The following is a 16,155-nucleotide window of genomic DNA, read 5'->3' as shown; positions in this document are numbered from 1 at the left end:
TTCAGGTGAAATCACAATCCGTTAGCTACCGGGGGTGGCCGCCCGTTGACCCACCGCAGCACGGCGGAAGTGACCTGCGGCGGAAGGCAGGAACATGAGGACGATCGCGGCGCAGTCGAGCGACATCGTGACCAAACCGAGCACCAGGTCACGGGGGTCGACGGCGAAGCCGAACGCCGCCGCGAGGCCCGTCCCGACGGCCACCAGCCGGGTGAGGCCGAACAGCACGCCCGCCCCGCCGAGCACCGCCAGCACGATCCGGGCCCAGTTGCGGCCGCGGGCCATCCGGTTGGCCAGCGACGTGTAGACCAGCACCAGCACGATGCCCGCCAGCAGGCTGAACGTGACGCTCGCGTTCAGCGCGGCGTCGATCTCGTCCTGCCCAAGGTTCGGCTGCTGCCTGCGCAGCTCGTCGATCAGCACGTCGCTGTCGGTGAGCTGGAGCAGGAAGCGGACGGTGCCCAGCACCGCGCTGCCGATCCACAGCCAGCGCGAGATGTCGACCGGCCTCGGCGGCGCGGGCCGGTCGGCGGTCGGGGTCGTCCCGGTGGTCATTCCCGGTCCAGCCAGCCCGCGGCCTCGACGGCCCAGTAGGTGAGCACGACGTCGGCGCCGGCGCGGCGGATCGAGGTCAGCGTCTCCAGGACGGTGCGCTCGCGGTCGATCCACCCGTTCGCGGCGGCGGCCTCGACCATCGCGTACTCGCCGGAGATCTGGTAGGCCGCGACCGGCACGTCCGAGATCTCCTTCACCGAGCGCACCACGTCGAGGTACGGCCCGGCGGGCTTCACCATGACCATGTCCGCGCCCTCGGCGAGGTCGAGGGCGACCTCGCGCAGCGCCTCGCGGCCGTTGCCGGGGTCCTGCTGGTAGGTCTTGCGGTCGCCCTTGAGCTGCGAGTCCACGGCCTCCCGGAACGGGCCGTAGAGCGCGGAGGCGTACTTCGCCGAGTACGCGAGGATGCCCGTGTCGAGGAACCCGGCCTCGTCCAGGGCGGTGCGGATGAAGCCGATCTGGCCGTCCATCATCCCGCTCGGGCCGACCAGGTGGGCGCCCGCGGTGGCCTGGGCGACGGCCATCTCGCCGTAGACCTCCAGCGTGGCGTCGTTGTCGACCGTGCCGTCGACCGCGAGCACACCGCAGTGGCCGTGGTCGGTGAACTCGTCCAGGCAGCAGTCCGACATGAGCACCGTGCTGTCGCCGAGCTCGGCGCGCAGGTCGTTCAGGGCGGCGTTGAGGATGCCGTCGGGGTCGGTCGCGCCGGAGCCGACCGCGTCCCGCTCGGCGGGCACACCGAAGATCATCAGCCCGCCGACACCGGCCTGCACGGCCTCCACGGCGGCCTTGAGCAGCGACTCGCGGGTGTGCTGGAAGACGCCCGGCATGCTGGAGATCGCGACCGGCTGGGTCGCGCCCTCCTTGACGAACATCGGCAACACGAGCTGGCGCGGCCGGACGGTGGTCTCGCCGACCAGGCGGCGCATCGCGGCGGTGGTCCGCAGGCGGCGGGGGCGGTGTGCTGGGAACACTGGCGGTACTCCCTGGAAGAGGGTTCAGGCGTTCAGGAAACCACCAAGGCCATGCTCGGGGAGGGAAATCCCTGAACATGGCCTTGGCGGGTACATCAGGTTCGAATCAGGAACGGCGCAGGCGCTTCGTCTTGCGCGGCGGCGGCAGCGCACCCTCGGCGCGCAGGCGCGCGGCGTGCTGGGCCAGCGCGTCGACGAGCGCCGGGACGTTCGCCTCCTCCGGCTGCACGTCGACCCGGAGGCCGAACTCCCGCGCGGTCTCGGCGGTCTGCGGGCCGATGCAGGCGACCAGCGTCCTGGCGTGCGGCTTGCCCGCGATGCCGACCAGGTTCCGGACGGTGGACGACGAGGTGAAGCACACCGCGTCGAACCCACCGGACTTGATCATCTCGCGGGTGTCGGCGGGCGGCGGGGCCGCCCGGACCGTGCGGTACGCGGTGACGTCGTCGATCTCCCAGCCGCGGTCGCGCAGACCCGCGGCCAGCGTCTCGGTGGCGATGTCGGCGCGCGGCAGCAGCACCCGGTCGACCGGGTCCAGGATGTCGTCGTAGGGCGGGAAGTCGTTCAGCAGGCCCTCGCTGGACTGCTCGCCCGACGGCACGAGCTCGGGGATGATCCCGAACGAGCGCACCTTCGCGGCCGTGCTCTCGCCGACGCAGGCGATCTTCACGCCGGAGAACGCGCGGGCGTCCAGACCGAACTCGCGGAACTTCTCCCACACCGCGCGGACCGCGTTGGTCGAGGTGAAGACGACCCACTGGTAGCGGCCGTCGACCAGGCCCTTGACCGACCGCTCCATCTGCGCGGGGCTGCGGGGCGGCTCGACCGAGATGGTCGGGACCTCCACCGGGATGGCGCCGTGCGAGTGCAGCCGGTCGCTCATCGCGCCCGCCTGCTCCTTGGTGCGCGGCACCAGCACGCGCCAGCCGTACAGGGCGCGCGACTCCCACCAGGAGAGCCGGGCGCGACCCGCGACGGCCGCGCCGACCGTGACGACGAGCGGACCGGAGAGGTCACCCGCGTCCGAGGCCAGCGAGGCGAGCGTGGTGTCGATGGTGCGTTGGCCGAAGCCGGTGCCGTCGACGGTCACCGCGACCGGGGTCTGCGGCGCGACGCCGTGTTCCACCAGCGAGGAGGCCGCCTCGGCGAGGTGGCTGCCGCTGGCGTGCAGCACGAGCGTGCCGGGCGCGGCCGCGAGGCCCGCCCAGTCCACCGTGCCGCGGACGTCGACCTCGGTGTGCACGGCGCCGAGCGCGACACCCGCGTAAGCGGGCACCGCGGTACCGGCGGGCACGCCCGGCACCACGTCGAACGCGATGCTGGTGCGGGAGACGGCCTGCGCCTCCTTCACCACCGAGTCGAGGGTGAGCGGGTCGCCCGCGACGAGCCGGACGACGGTGTGGCCGTTCTTCGCCTCGGCCACGAGGTCCTTCGCGACGTCGGCGGGCTCGCCGACGGCGGGCCGGACCTCGACGCCCTCTGGCACCAGCGCGACGATGTCGCTTGGCACATCGGGGTCCGCGACCACGAGCTCAGCCCTCGCGAGCAGGTCGTGGGCCCGGACGGTGAGCAGCCCGGTGTCGCCGGGGCCGGAGCCCACGAATGCGACTCGGCCGGGGGTCTTGCGTGCGCGGGTCATCAGGGCACTCCCCATCTACGCCTCCGGGCCGCTGAGCACCGCGGCCCCGAGGTCGAGCAACTCGGCGGCCAGCGCGCGGCCGAGTTCCTCTGCTGCGGTCAAGTCACCGGTGGCGGAAGCCCGGAGCATGTCGTTCTCCGGAGTCGCCGCGACCCCACGCAAAGACAGGCGGAGGACGACGCGTGTCGTGCCTTCGACCGGGTCTTCGATGAGGTCTTCCACCACATCGGCCAGTGCGCCGACCGGCGCGCTGCAACCAGCTTCGAGCGCGGCCAACATGGCGCGCTCCGCGGTTACCGCGGCCCTACTGGACGAGTCGTCCAAAGTGGACTGGAGGAGGTGCTCGGTGTCGACGTCGTCGACCCGGCATTCCACTGCTAGAGCGCCCTGGGCGGGCGCGGGGAGCATCTGGATCGGCTCCAAGGTCTCGGTGATCTCGGCGGAGCGGCCGAGGCGCGCGATCCCCGCACGGGCCAGCACGACGGCGTCGAGCTCCCCGTCGGCGACCTTGCGGATGCGGGTGTCGACGTTGCCGCGCAGCGGGACGATGGTGAGCCCCAGGCCGAGCGCTTCGAGCTGGGCGGCCCGCCGCGGCGAGCCGGTGCCGACGGTCGACCCCGGCGGCAGCTCCCCGAGGGTGAGGCCGTCACGGGCGACGAGCGCGTCCCGCGGGTCTTCGCGGGGCGGCACGGCGGCGAGCACCAGACGCGGGTCCGGTGCGGTGGGCAGGTCCTTGTACGAGTGCACGGCGACGTCGATCTCGCCCGCCGCGAGCGCGTCGCGCAGCGCGGAGGTGAAGACCCCGACGCCGATCTCCGCGATGGGCGCGGCCGAGCGGTCGCCGGGCGTCGAGACCACGATGATCTCGACCTTGGCACCCGCCTTTTCGAGGACTTCGGCCACGTGGCCGGTCTGCGCGAGTGCCAGGGCACTCCCGCGGGTGCCGATCCTGAGGATGCGGTTCACCGCTTCTCACCTGTATTCGTGCTCGGCCCGGCGAGCGGGGCCTCGGTGGCCTGCTGCGCGCGGGTCTGGCTGACGGCGGTAGGTAGGTGGGGGTCGAGCCCGAACAGCTCGCGCAGCGCCTCCGCGTAACCGGCGCCGCCGGGAGCCGACGCCAGCTCCTTCACGCGCACGGTCGGGGTGTGCAGGAGCTTGTCGACGACCCTGCGGACGGTCTTGGCGAGCTCGCCGCGCACGGCGGCGTCCAGCTCCGGCAGCCGCGTGTCCAGGCGCAGCAGCTCGGCGTCGACCACCTCGGCGGCGCGCTTGCGCAGCGCCGTGACCGTGGGGGTCACCTCGGCCGAGCGCTGGCCCGCGAGGTAGCCGCGGACCTCCTCGCCGATGATCTCGTTGGCGCGGTGCGCGTCCTGCCCCGTCGGGGCGTCGGTGAGCCTGCGCTGCAACGTCTCGAGGTCGACCACGGTCACGCCCGCCAGGTCGGCGGCGGCCGGGTCGACGTCCTTCGGGAGCCCGAGGTCGCAGACGACCAGCGGGCGGCTCGGGTCGCGGTCCAGCAGCGCGCCCGCGAGCAGCTCGACGCCGACGACGGTCTCCATCGAGCCGGTGCAGGCGAACACCACGTCCGCGTCGGTCAGCTCGGAGCGCAGCTCGACGAGGTCGACCGAGGTGGCGGGCACGCCCTCGGCGCGCAGCGCGCCTGCCAGCCGGGCGCCGTTGGCGGCCGTGCGGTTGGCGATCACGACCTCGCCGATGCCCGCCCGGCGCAGGTGCGCGGTGGCCAGGCCGCCCATCGACCCGGCGCCGACGACCAATGCGCGACGGCCCCGGAGCCCACCCAGCTCGGTTTCGGCGTCGGACAGGGCCTCGGAGACGACCGAGGCGCCCGCGTGGTCGATGCCGGTGTCGGTGTGCACCCGCTTGCCGACGCGCAGGGCGTTCTGGGCCAGCTCGTGCAGCGAGCGGCCGACCGTGCCCGCGGTGTCCGCGGTGGTGTAGGAGGAGCGCAGCTGGCCGAGGATCTGGGCCTCGCCGACGACCATGGAGTCCAGGCCGCCCGCGACCCGGAACACGTGCTCGACGGCGGCGGCCGCGTAGTGCACGTAGAGGTGCTCGAACAGCTCGGCGGGCTCGGCGCCCGCCTGGGCGGCGAGGACGTTGACGACGTCGTTCATGCCGCCGTGGAAGGTCTCGACGACGGCGTAGACCTCGACCCGGTTGCAGGTCGAGAGCAGCATCGCCTCGGAGACGCTCGGGCTGCGCAGCAGCTCGTCGAGGACTTTGCCCAGGTCAGGCTCGGCGACGGTGACCCGTTCGAGCACGGGGACGGGGGCGGTGCGGTGCGAAAGACCGACGACAAGCACACTCATGCCGTCACCACGTCTCCGCGAGCCGTCCGGCTCGCGGTCGAGCCGATTCGCGCACTCACGGGCGAATCACCACCCTGTCCACGCCCACTCCGTTGATCAAGTCGTTCGCCGCCTGCTCGGCCGAGGCCTCGTCGGCCCGCCGCGCCACGTGGAACGACAGGATCTGCATCTCGACCGCCAAGTCGACCTTGCGCACCTCGACGTCGTCCGGGACCTGGAGGACGACGGGTGCGAAGTTCAGGATGCACTGGACGCCTGCGGATACCAAACGGTCGCAGACCGCCTGCGCGGCCTGCGGCGGTGTCGCGATGACGCCGATCGACACCTCGCGCTCGACGCAGACGGTGGTGATGTCGTCGATGTGGTTGACCGGTATGCCGCCCACCGGCACCCCGGTGAGGTCCTCGTCGACGTCGAAGAGCGCGGCGACGGGGAAGCCGCGGCTCTGGAAGCCGCCGTAGTTGGCGAGCGCGTGACCAAGATTACCGATCCCGACCACCGCGACGCTGTGCTTCCGGGTGAGTCCGAGGATGCGCTCTATGTGGCTGACGAGCACCTCGACGTCGTAGCCGACGCCCCTCGTGCCGTACGAGCCGACGTAGGAGAGGTCCTTGCGGAGCTTCGCCGAGTTGACCCCGGCGGCCGCGGACAGCTCCTCGCTGGAGATCGTGGTCACGCCCTGGTCGACCATGCCGGACAGCACGCGCAGGTACACCGCGAGGCGGGCGACGGCGGCCTCCGGGATGGCGCGGGCCCGTTCGCGAACGACGACCTCGTCCTGCTCCGGGACGACCGGCGCCGCTTGGGCGGCGGACGTCCCCGGGGTGGTGGTCACGACCTCGTCACCCTCGCCCCGCTGAGCCACCACGCTGGAACTCCTCACCACACACGAAAGTCGACGCACGGACCCGTCGGCATCGGGCGGTGAAACCGCTCCGGCATCTGACGGTGTGACTTCACCACCGTACCGCTTGTGAAGGTATGCACAAAGTCGGCGATCATCACCGTGTCGCGGCTCGCCCGCTGGTCACAGCCCGTGACCTGCGGCGCGGACCACGGATCGGGTGACTTCCGCCGCTCTTCCCGCGGGGGTCGGAGGACCTCTACCGATTCAGTTCGGGAGCATTCGTCCAGTGCCCCGCCGAAATCGCCGATTTCGCGTTGTACGCATTACCACCGTTATCGGGTCGGTGCACGACGAACGCCCGACCGCGGAATTGCCGCGATCGGGCGGAAACACGGCGAAGCGGTACCGGGGGGCGCATTGTCGACGCCCTCCGGTACCGCTTCGCGGAAAAGCCGGGGAATTACGCGGCCGGCGGGGTGAGCACCTGGCCGATGACGAACACGGTGGCGTTCTTGGTGGGGATGTTGCCGCACAGCACCGGCGCGCCGTTCACGGTCATCGTGTCACCGGAACCGGCGATGGTCAGCTTCTGACCGGTGAGGGAGTCGACGGTCTTGGCGGCCTCGAGGCCCTTGGCGTCGTAGCGCTTGCCGACGACGTGGTACTGCAGGATCTTGCCGAGGGTCGCCGGGTCGGCGGCCAGCTCGGCGAACTTCGCGTCGCCCAGCGCGGCGAACGCCGGGTCGGCGGGCGCGAAGACCGTGATGGCGGGCTGGGAGTTCAGCGTGTCACCCAGGTTCGCGGCGGTGACGGCGGCCACGAGCTTGGTGAGCAGCGGGTTGTTGCTGGCGGCGGTGGCGACCGGGTCGGACACCATGCCCTGCAGCGAGCCCTTGTTGGACGGGTCCTGCGGCACCGAGGCGCAGCCGGGGCCGAACACGTCGGTCGTCTGGGTCACGCCGTCGCTCGCCCCGGCGGCCGCGGCGGAGGACGAGGTGGCGGCGGCGGCACTGGTGGTGGTCGCGGCACCGGCGGTGGACGAGCTACCGGAGGAGGCGGTGTCGCTGCTGCCACAGGCCGCGATCGACAGGGTGGCGGCGGCGATCGCACCGACGATGGCGAGCTGGGTCTTCCTCACGCGGATCACTCCTTGTTGATTTTCTGATTCGCTAGTCATGAGGACGTTCGACCCGGTTCGCGATCCGGTTCGACTTTCACCCGGACGAGTTATTTTTCTACCGTGAAGAAGGCGGAATGCCATCCCGTGGCACCGTCCGGGATGGGTGCCACCCGCGCCTGGGGCTGCACGAATCCCGATTTGTCGGTGGCCCGGCACTCGACCGTGTGACCGCCCGCCGCCAGGTCCAGCTCGACCTTCCACATCCGCCACGTGCTGTTGCCGACGTCCGCGGCCAGCGTCGCGTCCTGCCACGGCCCGCCGTCGGTCCGGACCTCGACCTTCGCGATGCCGGTCGGTTGGGCCCACGCGACCCCCGACACGGTCGTCTTCCCACTGCTGCGGACCCGGCTCAGGCCCTTCGGGGAGTCGATCCGGGACATGGTCTTGATCGGGCCGAGCCTGCCCCAGCCGCGGTCGATCCAGTACGACTGCTTGGCGTCGAACGTGGTCAGCTCCAGGTCGACGAGCCACTTGGTGGCCGAGATGTACCCGTACAGACCGGGCACGACCATCCGCACCGGGAACCCGTGCTCCACCGGCAGCGGCTCGCCGTTCATGCCGAGCGCGAGCAGCGCGCCCCGCTCGGCCTCCATCACCACGTCCACCGGGCTGCCCGCGGTCCACCCGTCGGAGCTGGTGCCGAACAGCTGGTCCGCGCCGGACTTCACACCCGCCTCCATCAGCACGTCGCGCAGCAGCACACCGGTGAAGTTCGACGTCGACACGTACGGCCCGCCGACCTCGTTGGAGACGCAGGTCATGGTGATCGTGCGCTCCACCAGGTCGCGCGAGCGCAGGTCGTCGTAGCTCAGGGTCATCTCGCGGTCGACCATGCCGTGGATCCGCAGCTTCCAGTCCTCCGCGCGCAGCCGCGGCACGCTCAGCGCGGTGTCGACGCGGTAGAAGTCGGCGTTCGGCGTGATGAAGCTCGGCGTCCCCTGGTTCGCGAAGTCCGCGCCCGCCGGGATCGGCGCCGCCGGGGTGGTCGGCTTGATCTCCCCGATCGCGCTGCGCGACCCCTCGACGTCGATCCGGTTGCCCAGGACCTGGCCGAGCACACCGGCCACACCGGCGCCGACGGCCGTCGCGCCGAGCGCGACCAGGAACGTCCGCCTGCCCTCGGGCGAGGCGTCACCGCGCCGGACCAGCGCCCTGCTGTGCAGCCAGCGGAACACCGCGATCCCGGCCACCAGGCTGGCGATCGGCGCCAGCACGCTCAGCTGCCCGGAGTCCGGCCGCGCGAGCACGGCGGCCACCCCCAGCAGCCCCAGCGCCCCGGCCATGATCGACCCCGGCAGCGGGCTGCGCCGCGACAGCAGCCCCGCCACCACCGCGGCCCCGAGCAGCACCAGGCCCATGCCGCCGAGCAGCACGAGCTTGTCGTAGGTGCCGAACGTCCGGACCGCGAAGTCCTTCAGCTGGAGCGGGGTGAGGTCGATGGCGGTGTTGCCGACGGCCAGGAACGGGGAGGCCGACGGGCCGACGAACCCGGCGACGAGGTGCCCGGCGGCGAGGGCGATGGCCACCGCCAGCACACCGATGAGCGCCGCGACCGGCGCGGCGAGGCGAGGCGGCTTCGGTGCGGACTGAGCGGAGGGATCCATGCTGCACATTCGACGCCCACGGGCCGCCGGTTCGCCCACCGGGCCCGGAGAGGTAAGCAGACGGTAATCATCCGGGTGCGGCGGGGGTGGGCGGTGATCAGGTCGGGAGCACCCGCCCGTGCCCCGCGGAGGCGCCCAGCGCCGGTCGTCCGGCCCGGATCCCCGGTCCGGTTCAGGCCAACGCGGCCCGGAGGCGGGCCTCCTCGACCTCCCAGTACCCGTGCTCCTCGCCGTCGACCAGGATCACCGGCACCCGGTCGCCGTACTCCGCCCGCAGCTCCCGGTCCGCGTCGACGTCCTCGGTGGACCAGGGCACGCCGAGGTCGCCGCAGATCCGCTCGACGTCGGCCTTGGCCCGGTCGCAGGCGTGGCAGTTCACACGGGTCATCAGCGTCACGTGGTGGCTCACCCACCCATCGTCCCCGACCCGGCCCGCGCGGGGTCCGGCCGGTCAGGCCAGCGGGATCCGCAGCCGGGAGCGGGCGAGCTTGCCGGTGGCGGAGTGCGGCAGCTCGTCGGCGAACTCGACCGCGGTCGGCACCTTGAACTTCGCGAGCCTGGCCGCGCAGTGCTGCTTGACCGTGTCGGCGTCGAGCTCGGCGCCGTCCTTCAGCACGACGACGGCCTTGACGGACTCCCCGGTGCGGTCGTCGGGGACGCCGACGGCGGCGGCCTCGGCGACCTGGTCGAGCTCGCCGAGCACCTTCTCGACCTCGTGCGGGTAGACGTTGAACCCGTTGACGATGATCAGGTCGCCCGCGCGGTCGACCAGGTGGAGGTCGCCGTCGGCGTCCAGGTAGCCGACGTCGCCGGTGCGGAACCAGCCGTCGGCGCCGGGGCCGTGGTTCCCGTCGGGCCAGTAGCCGCTGAAGAGGTTCGCGCCCTTGACGGAGACCAGGCCGGTGCCGGGCTCGTCCTCGTCCTGGTCGAGGACCCGGCCGTCGGTGTCGACGAGGCGGAGCTCGACGCCGGGCAGCGGACGACCGACCGAACCCGGCTTCGGGAAGCCGCCGACCAGCGTGGACGTCAGCACGGGGCCGGTCTCGGTGAGGCCGTAGCCCTCGTAGACGGGGAGGCCGACCGCGTCGCGCATGGCGTCCAGGACGCCCTTGGCGAGCGGGGCCGCGCCGGAGGTGAAGAGGCGGACGGTGGAGAGGCTGTCGCCGAGCCGGTCGGCGGGCAGGGCGAGGATCGCCTGGTACATGGGCGGCACGCCGACGACGGTGGTGATCCGGTGCTCGCGCACGGCCGCGACGGCACCCTCGGCGTCGAAGCGCTCCAGCAGCACGGCGGTCGCGCCCGCCCCCGCGACCTGGAACAGGCCGGGGCCGAGGCCGTAGACGTGGAAGAGCGGCAGCGCCAGCAGCACGCGGTCGCCCGCGGTCACCGGGGCGGGCCGCAGGGCGGCGCACTGGCCGACGTTGGCGATGAGGGCGCGGTGGGTGAGCATCGCGCCGCGCGGCACCCCGGACGTGCCGGAGGTGTAACCGAGCACGGCGAGGTCCTCGTCGCCGCCGACCGGGGTGAACTCCGGCTCGTCGGAGGCGGTCAGGGCGGGCGGGCCCATCGCGGTTATGTCGGCGCCACCGGCGTCGCCGACGAGCAGGCGGGCGCCGCTGTCGGCGACCAGGCGTTCGAGCTCCCGCAGCGGCTGGCCGGGCCCGGCGGGCACGACGACACCGCCCGCGCGCAGGACGCCGAAGACGGCGACGCAGAACTCCGGCCCGGTGGGCAGCCGCACGACGACCCGGTCACCAGGGGCGACCCCGGCGTCGACCAGCACGCGGGCCTGCGCGCTCACCGCGGCGTCGACCTGCCGCCAGGTGAGCTTCGCCCCGCTCGCCGCGTCGATCAGCGCGACGTGCTGCGGACCGCGCAGCGCGGAGGCGCTGACCAGGTCGGCGACGTTGCGGGCAGACTCGGTCAAGGTGACCTCCTGATGAACACTCCCGGACCTCGCAGCAGTCTGTCACGCGTGGCCCGCGTCATGTAGGCATGGCTCACACGTCGCGGAACCGTGACTGCGCATCGCTACCTACTAAGGAGTAACCAGACGTATGCTCTCGCCACGGCGAACCTGTGGAGGAGCCGCTACCCGATGATCGCCAGGGGACGCGCGAACGACGTCCGGACGTTGCGGACGTCGGGTTCGACGCGGAGCGCAGGAGGGCAGTCCACCACGGCCGAGGAGACCGACATCGACACGGCGCAGTCGCCGTGGGACCTGGTCCGCGCCGCCCAGGAGGGCGACACGGCCTCGTTCGGTGTGCTCTACGACCGGTACGTGGACGTCGTCTTCCGGTACGTGCTGTTCCGCGTCGGCGACCGGAACCTCGCCGAGGACGTCACGAGCGAGACCTTCCTCCGGGCGCTGCGCAGCATCGGCTCGGTCAGCTACCAGGGCCGCGACGTGGGTGCGTGGTTCGTCACGATCGCGCGCAACATCGTCTACGACCACGTGAAGTCCAGCCGCTACCGGTTGGAGATCACCACCGCGGAGCTGGCGGACAACCGCGAGGTCGCGAGCGGTCCCGAGCAGGAGGTCCTGACCGACGCGACCAACGCGGAGCTCCTCAAGTGCGTCGGCCAGCTCGGCGAGGACCAGCGCGAGTGCATCACGCTGAGGTTCATCCAGGGCTTGTCGGTGGCCGAGACGGCCGCCAGGATGGGGCGCAACGAAGGCGCGATCAAGGCCCTGCAGCACCGCGCCGTGCGGCGGCTGGCGCAGCTGCTGCCGTCCTGGCTGCGGTGATCACGATCGCAAAGCGCCGGTACGCGTAACCCCCGCACACCTCCTTTCGTTGTTCGGGTCAGGTCGTCGTCCAAGTCGAGATGGTGCGGGATGGTGGGCAGAGGTATCACGCCGTTGGGGCGTCGCAGGCAGCACGAGCGGTTCGCCCGTGCCGTCGACGCGCGCCCGGACGACGTCGACGCCGAGCTCGCCGACGAGCTGGCCGTCGTCGACCTGCTGCGCGCCGCCGCCGGGAGCAGCGGCCCGGACGCCGAGGCGCGGGAGCGGATGCGGCAGCGGATCCTCGGCGCCGAACGGCCGGCCGCTTCGGTGGTGCTCCTGCCCAGGCAGCGGCGGTCGAGCGCGCGGGGCCGGTTAGCGGTCGCCGCGGCGGCGGCGCTGTGCCTGGTGCTGTCGCTGGCCGGGATGAGCCTGCTGCTCAGCCGGGACGCGCTGCCCGGCGACGCCCTGTACGGGATGAAGCGGACCGCCGAGTCCGCCTCGCTCGGCTTCACCTTCGGCGACGAGTCGAAGGCGCTCAAGCGGCTGGAGTTCGCCGCCGCGCGGCTGGCCGAGATGGGGACGCTGGCGGACAAGTACGCCGACCAGGCCCCGCTGGGCGGGTACCTGGGCGCGTTGGCGGACTTCGACGCCGACGCGGCCGCCGGTGCCCGCGAGCTGGCGACGGTCGGCGCGAACTCCGACGAGCGCGTGCTGGCGACGCTGGACGAGTGGGCCAGGTCCCAGTCCGAGCGGCTGGCCGCGCTGAAGGGCAGGCTTCCCGCCCCCGCCGTGACCCGATCGGCTACTTCCCTGGACCTGCTGTCCAGGATCAGCCAGCGGGCCGCGGAGCTGCGGGCCAGGACGAACTGCTCGCCTGTCACGACCGGGGCGTCCGACGAGGTCGGTCCGCTGCCCGCGGCCACCCCCTGCGCGCCGGCACCGACCACGCAGGGTTCCGCACCGCCGCAGCAGCCGTCGATCCTGGTCAGCGAACCGCGGGTGACCGTTCCGTCAGCACCGGTCCCGCCCGCGTCGGCCGCCGTGCCCGGTACCGCGACGACCACGCCGCAGGCGAGCACACCCCAGATCCTGCCCGACCTGCCCATCACGTCGGTGCTGCCGAGCGTCCCCGACGGCGGGCTGCCGACGATCGTGATCCCGTTGCCCCTGCCGCTCCCGGACCTGCCCGGCGTTCGGTTCGGAACCTGATCGCTACCCTGATGAGGGAGCTCGCAGGTTGACCAGGAGGCGCTGGCTGTGTCGTGGAGGCGGGTAGAGAGCTCGGCGGACCGTGAACAGGCGGCCGCCGAGGCCGGAGAGGCCTCCGCGGAAGCGGCGCTGGCCTTCGCACTGCCGATGGACGATCCGGCGGAACCGTCGACGGACCTCACCGCCGCCGCGTTCTTCGACGTCGACAACACCATGATGATGGGCGCGTCGATGTTCCACTTCGCCCGTGGACTCGCCGCCCGCGACTACTTCAACACCTCGGACCTCGCGGGGTTCGTGTGGCAGCAGCTGAAGTTCCGCGTGGGTGGGCGGGAGGACCCGCAGAGCGTGAAGGCGATGCGGGAGCAGGCGCTGTCGTTCGTGGCCGGGCGGAGCGTGGCCGAGCTGGTCTCGCTCGGCGAGGAGATCTACGACGAGCTGATGGTCGACCGGATCTGGACCGGCACGCAGGCGCTCGCGCAGAAGCACCTGGACGCCGGGCAGCGGGTGTGGCTGGTGACCGCCACGCCGGTGGAGCTGGCGCAGATCATCGCCCGGCGGCTCGGGCTGACCGGGGCGCTGGGGACCGTGGCCGAGTCGGAGAACTCGATCTACACCGGCAGGCTCGTCGGGGACCTGCTGCACGGGAAGGCCAAGGCGCAGGCCGTCCGGGCGCTGGCCGCCAAGGAGGGCCTGAACCTGCGGCGGTGCACCGCGTACTCGGACTCCGCCAACGACGTGCCCATGCTGTCGGTGGTGGGCAACGCGGTGGCCGTGAACCCGGACTCCGGGCTGCGCGAGACCGCCCGCCGTCGCGGGTGGGAGGTGCGGGACTTCCGGACCGGGCGCAAGGCGGCGAAGATCGGCGTGCCGTCGGTGCTGGGCGCGGGTGTCCTGGCCGGTGCGGTGGCCGTCGGGATGGCCTACCGGCGTCGGCACGCCTGACCCTCGCGACGGGCGCCGCCCGAGGTGGGCGGCGCCCGTTCGCCCGAGGTGGGGTCAGAGGCCGACGGTGAGCACGATCTTGCCGAACTGCGCGCCCGACTCCAGGTAGCGGTGGGCCTCGGCGAACTCGCCGAGGTCGAAGGTGCGGTCCACGACCGGCGTGAACGTCCCCGCGTCGAGCCCGGCCTCCACGAACTCGACCGCGCGGCGACGGCGCTCGGGGTCGTAGGTGACCGGGAAGAGCGTGTACAGGCCCAGCTCGATGCCGGGGACCGTCGGCAGCCCCTTGGACAGGTCGTTGCGGGGGTCGAGCAGGCCGTAGGCCAGCAGCCGCCCGCCTGGGGCGACGGTGCCGACGACCTCGGCGAGCCCCGGCCCGCCGACCGGGTCCATCGCCGTGCTGACGCCCTGGCCGTCGGTGATCTCGCGCACCCGTGCGACGAGGTCCTCCTCGCTGGTCACGACGACGTGCGCGGCACCCGCGTCGAGCAGCCGCTGCCTCTTCTCGGGCGTGCGGGTGGTCGCGATGGGAACGGCGCCGATGCTGTTCGCCACCTGGATCGCGGCCAGGCCGACCCCGCCGGAGGCGGCGGTCAGCAGCACGTGGTCGCCCTTCGCGACGGGGTCGCCCTCCACGAGCGCGCCGTACGCGGTGACGTAGGCCATCCACGTGGCCGCGGCGGTGACGGGGTCCGCCGTGCGCGGCACGAGGGAGGTCGCGGGCACGACCACGTGGTCGCCGTAGGTGCCGTGCTCGGTGAGCTTGAACGCGGGCAGGACCGCCACGCTGTCGCCCACGGCCGCCCCGGCGACGTCCGGGCCGACGGCCTCCACGACGCCCGCGGCCTCGTAGCCGAGCCCGGAGGGCAGGGCGGGCGGGTAGAAGTAGCGGCCTTCGCGGAACATCGCGTCCGCCCGGTTGACGCCGATCGCGTCCACCCTGATGACGACCTCCCCGGCGCCGGGGTCGCGCACCGGCGTCTCGTGCAGGCGCAGCACCTCGGGGCCGCCGGTGGTGTCGAAGCGGATCTGTCTGGCCATGGTCTCTTCCGATCTCGGTCTGGGACGGGGGTGACGGTGGTGGCGGGTCAGCCGAGGAACCGGTTGACCTCGTGCGCGAACTCCGCCGGGTACTGGTTGAGGAAGCCGTGGCCCGCGTCGGGGTAGATCCGCAGCGTCGCGTCGGGCAGGTGCCCGGCGAGCAGGTAGCTGTTCTCGGTCGGCGTCATCACGTCGTGGTCGCCGTTGGCGACGAGCACCGGCTGGGTGATGGCCGCCAGGCGGCCGAGCCTGGTGAGGTCCGGGACGCCCCACCCGCTGATGGCGAGCATCTGCGCCTCCCTGGTGGCCAGGTCGGTGGGCTCGTCGCGGTCCTCCTGCCGGGTGAAGACGCGGCCCAGGGACTCCATGCCCCTGGTCCGGCTCTCCTCGCTGTCGGTGTAGAAGAGGGTGAGGAACTCCTCGGCCGTGGGCTGGTCGGTCATCACCGCCTCCAGCACCGTCCCGGTGAAGCGGTGGAAGCCGCGACCGCCCTGCGGCGCGGTGCCCGCCAGCACGATCCGGCGGACCTGGTGGGAGCGCAGCAGCGCGATCTCCTGCGCGACGAAACCGCCGAGCGAGAAGCCGAAGAGGTCGTAGGTCCCCAGCCCGGCGGCGTCGGCGAACGCGAGGGCGCCGACGGCCATCTCGTGGACGGTGGTGGGCACCGCGCCGGTCGACCCGCCGACGCCGGCGTTGTCGAGCAGGACGACCTCGCGCTCGGCGGCGACGGCGTCGACGAGGGCGGGGTCCCAGTTGTCGAGGTTCCCGCGGAGGTGCTGGAGGAACAGCACCGGCGGTGCCGACGCGCCCGCGTCGCCGAAGCGGCGGTAGGCGTAGGTCACGCCGTTGGGGGCGGCCAGCGCGCGGTTCGGGGCGGTCAGCTGCGTGTGGGTCATCGGCACTCCGTGCGGTCGTCCGGGCGTGGCGAAGTACCGCGTCGGCGCACGTCGAACCGGTGCGCCGCGCGGTCCGAGGGTTCGGGTTCGCGCCGGGAAACAGATCTGTTTCCTGCGGCGCGGTCACTATACACAGATCTGTTTCCTGACCGACCAGGCCGGACACAGATCTGTTTCCGAGAGCGGGACCAGCGGGTTAGG

Annotated in this window: 15 protein-coding genes; 3 read left to right on the top strand and 12 right to left on the bottom strand. The window is 72.5% G+C overall.

Annotation, left to right across the window (positions count from 1 at the left end; genetic code table 11):
- Positions 1–21: 21 nt before the first annotated feature.
- The 10 genes from CLV43_RS10945 to CLV43_RS10900 form a co-directional block, all read right to left on the bottom strand.
- Positions 22–555 (bottom strand): hypothetical protein, encoded by a 534-nt coding sequence (locus tag CLV43_RS10945; RefSeq protein ID WP_106187002.1) that lies wholly within the window; start codon positions 553–555, stop codon positions 22–24.
- Positions 552–1,529: a porphobilinogen synthase gene (hemB, locus tag CLV43_RS10940; protein WP_106187001.1), complete on the bottom strand. Its 978-nt coding sequence runs from the start codon at positions 1,527–1,529 to the stop codon at positions 552–554. The genes CLV43_RS10945 and hemB overlap by 4 nt, the downstream gene beginning before the upstream one ends.
- A gap of 106 nt (positions 1,530–1,635) precedes the next feature.
- Entirely contained in the window at positions 1,636–3,168 is a 1,533-nt protein-coding gene (locus tag CLV43_RS10935; protein WP_106187000.1) for a bifunctional uroporphyrinogen-III C-methyltransferase/uroporphyrinogen-III synthase, read from the bottom strand.
- A 15-nt stretch (positions 3,169–3,183) separates the two neighbouring features.
- On the bottom strand, positions 3,184–4,134 hold the full coding sequence (hemC, locus tag CLV43_RS10930; protein WP_106186999.1) for a hydroxymethylbilane synthase: 951 nt from the start codon (positions 4,132–4,134) through the stop codon (positions 3,184–3,186).
- On the bottom strand, positions 4,131–5,498 hold the full coding sequence (locus CLV43_RS10925; protein ID WP_106186998.1) for a glutamyl-tRNA reductase: 1,368 nt from the start codon (positions 5,496–5,498) through the stop codon (positions 4,131–4,133). Before CLV43_RS10925 ends, hemC begins: the two co-directional genes overlap by 4 nt.
- Before the next feature lie 55 nt (positions 5,499–5,553).
- A complete protein-coding gene (locus CLV43_RS10920; RefSeq protein WP_106186997.1) occupies positions 5,554–6,366 on the bottom strand; it encodes a redox-sensing transcriptional repressor Rex in 813 nt (270 codons plus the stop codon).
- Between the two features lie 439 nt (positions 6,367–6,805).
- On the bottom strand, positions 6,806–7,483 hold the full coding sequence (locus CLV43_RS10915; protein WP_106187533.1) for a fasciclin domain-containing protein: 678 nt from the start codon (positions 7,481–7,483) through the stop codon (positions 6,806–6,808).
- Between the two features lie 89 nt (positions 7,484–7,572).
- A complete protein-coding gene (locus CLV43_RS10910; protein ID WP_106186996.1) occupies positions 7,573–9,129 on the bottom strand; it encodes a molybdopterin-dependent oxidoreductase in 1,557 nt (518 codons plus the stop codon).
- A 172-nt stretch (positions 9,130–9,301) separates the two neighbouring features.
- The gene (locus CLV43_RS10905; RefSeq protein ID WP_106186995.1) at positions 9,302–9,538 is read right to left on the bottom strand and encodes a glutaredoxin family protein; all 237 of its coding nucleotides are present in this window, start codon (positions 9,536–9,538) and stop codon (positions 9,302–9,304) included.
- Positions 9,539–9,580: 42 nt separating this feature from the next.
- On the bottom strand, positions 9,581–11,056 hold the full coding sequence (locus tag CLV43_RS10900) for an AMP-binding protein (protein WP_106186994.1): 1,476 nt from the start codon (positions 11,054–11,056) through the stop codon (positions 9,581–9,583).
- Between the two features lie 171 nt (positions 11,057–11,227).
- On the opposite strand from CLV43_RS10900, the gene CLV43_RS10895 reads away from it, so the two are divergent.
- From CLV43_RS10895 to CLV43_RS10885, 3 genes are all read left to right on the top strand, one after another.
- Complete coding sequence (locus CLV43_RS10895; protein WP_106186993.1) at positions 11,228–11,881, top strand: sigma-70 family RNA polymerase sigma factor; 654 nt, start codon at positions 11,228–11,230, stop codon at positions 11,879–11,881.
- A 90-nt stretch (positions 11,882–11,971) separates the two neighbouring features.
- Positions 11,972–13,072, top strand: coding sequence for a DUF5667 domain-containing protein (locus CLV43_RS10890; RefSeq protein WP_146174728.1), 1,101 nt, complete (start codon positions 11,972–11,974; stop codon positions 13,070–13,072).
- Between the two features lie 48 nt (positions 13,073–13,120).
- The gene (locus CLV43_RS10885; protein WP_245886281.1) at positions 13,121–14,017 is read left to right on the top strand and encodes an HAD family hydrolase; all 897 of its coding nucleotides are present in this window, start codon (positions 13,121–13,123) and stop codon (positions 14,015–14,017) included.
- A 54-nt stretch (positions 14,018–14,071) separates the two neighbouring features.
- Here the strand turns inward: CLV43_RS10885 and CLV43_RS10880 are convergent, their stop codons facing one another.
- Both CLV43_RS10880 and CLV43_RS10875 read right to left on the bottom strand, forming a co-directional pair.
- On the bottom strand, positions 14,072–15,058 hold the full coding sequence (locus CLV43_RS10880) for a zinc-dependent alcohol dehydrogenase family protein (protein WP_106186990.1): 987 nt from the start codon (positions 15,056–15,058) through the stop codon (positions 14,072–14,074).
- 47 nt (positions 15,059–15,105) lie between these two features.
- A complete protein-coding gene (locus CLV43_RS10875) occupies positions 15,106–15,954 on the bottom strand; it encodes an alpha/beta fold hydrolase (RefSeq protein ID WP_106186989.1) in 849 nt (282 codons plus the stop codon).
- Between the last annotated feature and the right edge of the window lie 201 nt (positions 15,955–16,155).

The sequence above is a fragment of the Umezawaea tangerina genome, assembly GCF_003002815.1.
In the GTDB taxonomy this organism is placed as follows: domain Bacteria; phylum Actinomycetota; class Actinomycetes; order Mycobacteriales; family Pseudonocardiaceae; genus Umezawaea; species Umezawaea tangerina.
The sequence above is the reverse complement of the archived record's forward strand: the minus strand, read 5'-3'. Positions and strand labels throughout refer to the sequence as shown.